This window comes from Billgrantia kenyensis, from assembly GCF_013697085.1.
Taxonomy (GTDB): domain Bacteria; phylum Pseudomonadota; class Gammaproteobacteria; order Pseudomonadales; family Halomonadaceae; genus Halomonas; species Halomonas kenyensis.
In genome coordinates this window covers 1-5,430 of record NZ_JACEFT010000062.1, presented here as the reverse complement: position 1 = coordinate 5,430, position 5,430 = coordinate 1, and the positions used below count along the sequence as shown (strand labels likewise).

Below are 5,430 nucleotides of genomic sequence, written 5' to 3'. Positions count from 1 at the left end.
GGGCTACCAGACGCCGAGGGAGATTGAATTGGCAGCTGCGGCTTGAAAATGTGTCCGCTCTGACTTGACCAGAACAGGGTTCGGCCATGGCGAAGCAGGGGCACCAGCGGCACGATTTGCTCGAGGAGCTCGGGAGGAAGCGCCTCCGGTTCCGTCCCCACGGCCCGGAGGAAACGCTTCCCCCACTCACCATCCGATAGATCGAGATCCCACATCTCCTGAATCCTGGAGACGAGCGCCCGCGCCGCTCTATCGTGCTGCGCAAGAGAAAACGCGGGTGGCTCGAAGAGCGCCAGGGAGAGCGTCGCTTCTGGACGCCGGGCCGCAGCGAACATCGCGGCCATACCGCCATAGGAATGGCCGACAAGGTGCACGCCATCGCCCTTCAGCTCGACGACATCGTCCGCGTCTTGCAAGAAGTCTTCGCCCTTTGCCGCGGGACTCTGCCCATAGCCGCGCCGGTCCAGTGCCAGTAGCCGGTAGCCCTCCTCCGCGAGCGGTTGCTGAGCCTCCCACTCTTCCTGGCCGGTCGCCAGAGAGCCGTGTATCAGGAGAACGGGCGTGCCCGAGCCCCATGCCTCGATGCAGAGGGTACTCATTCTATGCGCCTTCTCTCTCGACTCTGTTTGCCAACTCACTCCTGGCCATCGTTTGGGCGAAGTAGCGCCCACTCGTACTCAATATAGGCGCTACCCTCCTGCACGGCGCCAGTGGCCTCGAACGCTCGCCGTGCGGACATGTTCGTAGCCTCGGTACCTGCCCAGACGAGCCGCACGCCGTCGGCTTCGCAACACGCGATCAAGGCCTGGATGAGCCGGGTGGCGACTCCTTTTCCCCGGTGCTTGTCGTTCACGGCGATGTCGTACAAGTAGACGAGATGGCCGCCTGTGGTGACGTCGGGAAATCGGTAGGCACTGAGCAAACCGACAGGCCCGGCACTCGATTCGGCAATGAACAGGTAGCAGCGCGGATCGGCGAGCCCTTCGGCAAGCTCAGCGGCGGTGGCGGCCGGGCTTTGCTGCCCTTCCAGGGCAAGGGTGTTGGCGACAGCCTTGCGCCAGAGCTCTTCCTCGCCGGTTGTCGCCCGCCGTATCTTCATGGATACCTCGCCTAAGCCGTTTAGCCTATCCCCAGAGGAAAGGTAGTTGATATCGATCAAGACCGAACAGCGGCTCTGCGGTTAGGCTTAACACTCGCGTTACATTTCTTTACCGCAAGAGTTCGCCTCCATGCGCCAGCGAGTCCCGATCCTGTAAAGTCACCCTGATGCCAGCAGGAGGCGCCGCCAGGCACTGCCACCGCGAACCGAAGAGCAGCGCGATCAGACAAGGATCCCGTGTATGCACCCTTACCAAGCGGATCAAGAACATCGACGGGCGGTGCTGCAGGCCATGCTGCTGGTCACCATCGTCAGCGCTCTTCTCTTTGCGGCTCTCAACTTTCCCGATGGCATGTTCCTGGTCGCATGGATCCAGGTTGCCCTTGCCGCCTTCGCCGCCGGCTTGCTGGTGGTGGTTCGTCGCACCCAGCGAGTTCAGGCATGGTGCCTGCGCTTCATGCTGGTGCTGCTTTCGGCCACGATCCTGCTGCTGAGCCGCCCGGACATCTCGCCGTACGCCTTCATCTGGCTACTGGTCATCCCGCTCGTCACCCATCTCCTGCTCGGTTCCAGGCTGGGTCTATGGCTCTCATTGGGCTATATGGGGGCCGGCGGCGCCATCTACCTGTACCGCTTTGGCGCCAGCCCCGAACTCGTGCGGGTGGAGGTACTGGCCAACGCCGTTATCGCCGCACTGACCACCCTGGGCATGTCGCACTTCTACGAACGCACCCGCGAGCGCTCCGAGCTGAAGCTGACGCGGCTGGCGACCGTCGACCCGCTGACCGGGCTGGCCAATCGCGCGCGTCTCATCGATGTCTTTCACTGGGAGCAGGCACAGGCGCGGCGCAAGGGAACCCCGCTCTCGTTGCTGATGCTGGACCTGGATCGCTTCAAGCGGATCAACGACGAGCACGGTCACGAGGCCGGTGACACGGTATTGGTCGCCTTCGCCCGTATGCTGGAAAAGCGCCTGCGGGAGACCGACCTGATCTCACGCTTTGGCGGCGAGGAGTTCCTGGTGCTGTTGAACAACACCGATGGCAAGCGTGCTCTCGCCATTGCGGAGGAACTGCGCCAGAGCCTGGAGCAGTTGGCCATCGAGCATCAGGGCAAGATCCTCAAGCTCACCGTCAGCATCGGCGTCGCCGAATACGGTCCCGACGGGATGGACCTGGATGCGCTCAGCCGAGTCGCCGATGAACGGCTTTACCAAGCCAAGGCAAAGGGCCGCAACCGCGTCTGTGGTGGCCCTGCCCTGAGGGCCGGCGTCGAGCGAGAAGCGGCAGCCGACGCGACCTCCTAGGCTCGAATGGCCTCGTCACAGGGCTTCTCTCCGGGTAGATTCGTCTCAAGCGACACGACGACCTACATTCGCCATCGACGACCTGGAGCCCGACCATGTCTCGTGCTATCGATATCCCCGCTGCCGACGGCACCATTGACGCGCATGTCTTCACGCCGGCGAACGCCGACCGCCCGCTTCCGGCAGTGGTGCTGTTCACCGACATCGGTGGCCTGCGCCCCTGCTATCACGAGAAGGCCCAGCAGGTGGCGGACAACGGCTATGCCGTGCTGATGCCCAACGTCTACTACCGCAGTGCGCGCGGCCCCGTGGTGCCGGAGGGCAAGTCGTTCCGCGACCCGAACGTGCGCCCCACGCTATTCGGCTATGCCGGCCTGCTCACCCCCGAGGCGCAGTCCCGCGACTTCGCCGCCCTGCTGGGCTGCATCGACAAGGAAGCGGAGTTCGCGAACGGCAAGCTGGGCGTGGTCGGCTACTGCATGACCGGCGCCTTCGCGCTGCGCATGGCGGCCGAACATCCTCACCGTGTGGCCGCCGCGGCGGGTTTCCACTCGGCCAACCTGGCAGCCGCCGGCGACGCGAACAGCATTGTGCACGTGATGGACAGCATCGAGGGGCGTGTCTACCTCGGCCACGCCGACAAGGACGACCTGCTGCCCCCCGACCAGATCGCCCGCGTGGACGAGGCGCTGGCCAGGGCCGGCGTGCATTTCACCACCGAACTCTACAGGGGCGCCGCCCATGGCTTCACCGCCAAGGACGCCCCCTCCTATGACGCCGCTGCCGATGCCCTGCATCACAAGCGCATCGCCATGCTGCTGGAGGAGACGCTGTAGGAGAGGCTATTGAAACAATAGCGGCCCCGATGGAGGGGCCGCTGAGATGGAAGTGCGGGATTGGATCTGATTGCTCTGCCTTGGCTTGTTTCAGCCAAGAGCAGGCTTTAAGAATAGTCTGATGTAACGCCCGCAATAACGGGCGCGAGCAACGAGCACCCAGCGGCCACAGGGAGCAAATGTCATTGCTTCATTGGTTCATTGGTTCATTCACGGCGAGCCAGTAAAAGTCCAACCCCCGCACTACCAAACAATCCCGCACACATTCTATTGAAAAGACGACGCATAGAAGGGTGGGAGAACCAATGGCGCAATGCTTTGCCGAAAAAGGCATACCCGGCTATTGCCACCCACTCAAGGACTAAAAACAGAACACCTAGAATAAAAAACTGTAGCCAAACGGAGCCTGCAGGATCAACAAACTGAGGCAGGAAGGCAGTAAAAATCAGAATAGCCTTAGGGTTGCCAGCCGCCAGCAAAAACTCCTGTCTCGCGAGTTGGAACAGGCTTTTCCCTCCCAGCGCCTCGCCCACACCGTCAGTTGGATCTGCGGTCCAAAGCTGATAAGCCAGCCAGAGTAGATAGAGTCCTCCCGCGACTTTAATAACGAAAAACAACCGTTCGGACGTATACAGCACTGTTGCCAGCCCTGTCGCGGCGAGCGTGATCATGCCTACGAATGCAACCAGCCGCCCAATACCTGCGTAACAGGCGGTTCTGACCCCATAACGCTTGGCGTTCGCCATCGAGAGTAGATTATTGGGGCCTGGCGCCATGTTCAAAGCAAAACATGCTGGTATGAATAGCAAAATAGCCATTAGCGACACGGCTGGCTCTCCTTATTGAAGGCTTTGCTCATCGAAAAATAGCGAGCGCTATCGAATTTTTCTAGGTGCAGCAACTTGCTGCACGGTGCAACCCATCGCTATGACGTTTGTCCCTTGATCGCCTGGAAGATCTTCGGCCAGTCTTCATGATGCAGTTCATGCCCCGTGCCTTCCAGTGTCAGCATTTTCGAACCACGAATCGCATCTTTCAGTGCCAAGCCGTGCACATAAGGAAGCACAGGATCCTCTGTGCCGTGAATGATCAAGGTTGGCACGGCGATCTCACTTAATCTCCCGAGCCATTCCTCGCCACCTCCTAAGGTAGCGTGGTTGAATGTCGTCAGTATATTCGGCGTACGATCGAAATTTAACTCAGCGGTCCTCTGAGTCCTCTCAGCGTCAAACACATGTGCAGTACCTGAGTTGATTCGCCACGCACCAACCTAGTACTTCTTTCATACTTGAATTGCCTTCGGGTGTTACGTGTAAGGCAAACGCTGCCCACCGCCACGCTGCGACCGGCTCCAGAGCGGCGTGCCCGCCGCCCGCAGAAAGGCGCTCATTCGATAAGCGGGCTAGCCGCCTTCATGCAGGACGCTTTGCGAGGAGAGCCCACACACCAGCGGCTGACAGCAGCGAACCTCCTGCCAGGTTGAAGCACCGTTGTGCCCGTGGCAAGGCCAGCAGCTTTCTCGCCGAGCTGGCAAATACTGCATACAGCGCTGCATTGAGCGCGGCCATAGCTACGAAGGTGACGGCAAGAACCCAAAGCTGTTGCGTGACGGCCGCGCTCGGATTGATGAACTGCGGCAGAAAGGCAACGAAGAATACGATGCCCTTCGGATTGAGCGCAGTGACAAGGTAGGTATTAACGAACAGCCTCCAACGTGATCCCGGCGTGGCCGACGCAGCCAGCTCGACGGGAGAGATACCAGCGCAGAGGAGTCTGATGCCAAGGTAAAGCAAGTACAGTCCGCCAGCCCACTTGACGACCGTAAACCAGAAAGCCGAAGTGGCCAGCAGTGCGCCCAAGCCGAGAAGCGAGACCACCAGGGCCGTTGAATCGCCAAGTGCAACGGCAGCGACGAGCGGCACGTTCGCTCGCCGGCCATGTGCCATGGAGTAGCTTATGACCGTAAAGATGGTCGGGCCAGGAATGACGAGAAGCACCGCGGATGCAGCCACGAAGGCAAGCCACAGCTCGATGGACATGGTAGAACTCCCTTTATGCGGCTAACGCCTGAGTTAACTGCCACCGCGCCCCAGTAGCCAGAGGGCCAACAGCGTAAGCGCTCCACAAACCCCATCTTCTGCAGCTGATTAGCACGCGTCAGACTGGTGTCTCCTGATCCCAAGGAGGAC

The 5,430-nt window shown here is 60.7% G+C and carries 7 protein-coding genes; 2 read left to right on the top strand and 5 right to left on the bottom strand.

Annotated elements, in window-relative coordinates; translation table 11 throughout:
• Together H1D44_RS20485 and H1D44_RS20480 are read right to left on the bottom strand one after the other, a co-directional pair.
• Positions 1–599, bottom strand: a 599-nt coding sequence (locus H1D44_RS20485; RefSeq protein ID WP_181517118.1) for an alpha/beta fold hydrolase, incomplete at its 3' end; no start/stop codon positions are given.
• Positions 600–634: 35 nt separating this feature from the next.
• Positions 635–1,099 (bottom strand): GNAT family N-acetyltransferase, encoded by a 465-nt coding sequence (locus H1D44_RS20480; RefSeq protein ID WP_181517117.1) that lies wholly within the window; start codon positions 1,097–1,099, stop codon positions 635–637.
• A 241-nt stretch (positions 1,100–1,340) separates the two neighbouring features.
• On the opposite strand from H1D44_RS20480, the gene H1D44_RS20475 reads away from it, so the two are divergent.
• Complete coding sequence (locus H1D44_RS20475) at positions 1,341–2,405, top strand: GGDEF domain-containing protein (protein WP_181517116.1); 1,065 nt, start codon at positions 1,341–1,343, stop codon at positions 2,403–2,405.
• Positions 2,406–2,500: 95 nt separating this feature from the next.
• Positions 2,501–3,241, top strand: coding sequence for a dienelactone hydrolase family protein (locus H1D44_RS20470; protein ID WP_181517115.1), 741 nt, complete (start codon positions 2,501–2,503; stop codon positions 3,239–3,241).
• A 206-nt stretch (positions 3,242–3,447) separates the two neighbouring features.
• Here the strand turns inward: H1D44_RS20470 and H1D44_RS20465 are convergent, their stop codons facing one another.
• The 3 genes from H1D44_RS20465 to H1D44_RS20455 all read right to left on the bottom strand — a co-directional run bounded on the left by H1D44_RS20465 (position 3,448) and on the right by H1D44_RS20455 (position 5,280).
• Complete coding sequence (locus tag H1D44_RS20465; RefSeq protein WP_181517119.1) at positions 3,448–4,059, bottom strand: LysE family translocator; 612 nt, start codon at positions 4,057–4,059, stop codon at positions 3,448–3,450.
• Between the two features lie 107 nt (positions 4,060–4,166).
• Positions 4,167–4,343, bottom strand: coding sequence for an alpha/beta fold hydrolase (locus H1D44_RS20460; protein WP_238984611.1), 177 nt, complete (start codon positions 4,341–4,343; stop codon positions 4,167–4,169).
• 310 nt (positions 4,344–4,653) lie between these two features.
• A complete protein-coding gene (locus H1D44_RS20455; protein WP_181517114.1) occupies positions 4,654–5,280 on the bottom strand; it encodes a LysE family translocator in 627 nt (208 codons plus the stop codon).
• Positions 5,281–5,430 lie beyond the last annotated feature (150 nt).

Bases quoted from the DNA above. Each gene is read 5' to 3' on its own strand.
- H1D44_RS20480 (WP_181517117.1), bottom strand. From the start codon at position 1,099: ATGAAGATACGGCGGGCGACAACCGGCGAGGAAGAGCTCTGGCGCAAG.
- H1D44_RS20475 (WP_181517116.1), top strand. From the start codon at position 1,341: ATGCACCCTTACCAAGCGGATCAAGAACATCGACGGGCGGTGCTGCAG.
- H1D44_RS20470 (WP_181517115.1), top strand. From the start codon at position 2,501: ATGTCTCGTGCTATCGATATCCCCGCTGCCGACGGCACCATTGACGCG.
- H1D44_RS20465 (WP_181517119.1), bottom strand. From the start codon at position 4,059: ATGGCTATTTTGCTATTCATACCAGCATGTTTTGCTTTGAACATGGCG.
- H1D44_RS20455 (WP_181517114.1), bottom strand. From the start codon at position 5,280: ATGTCCATCGAGCTGTGGCTTGCCTTCGTGGCTGCATCCGCGGTGCTT.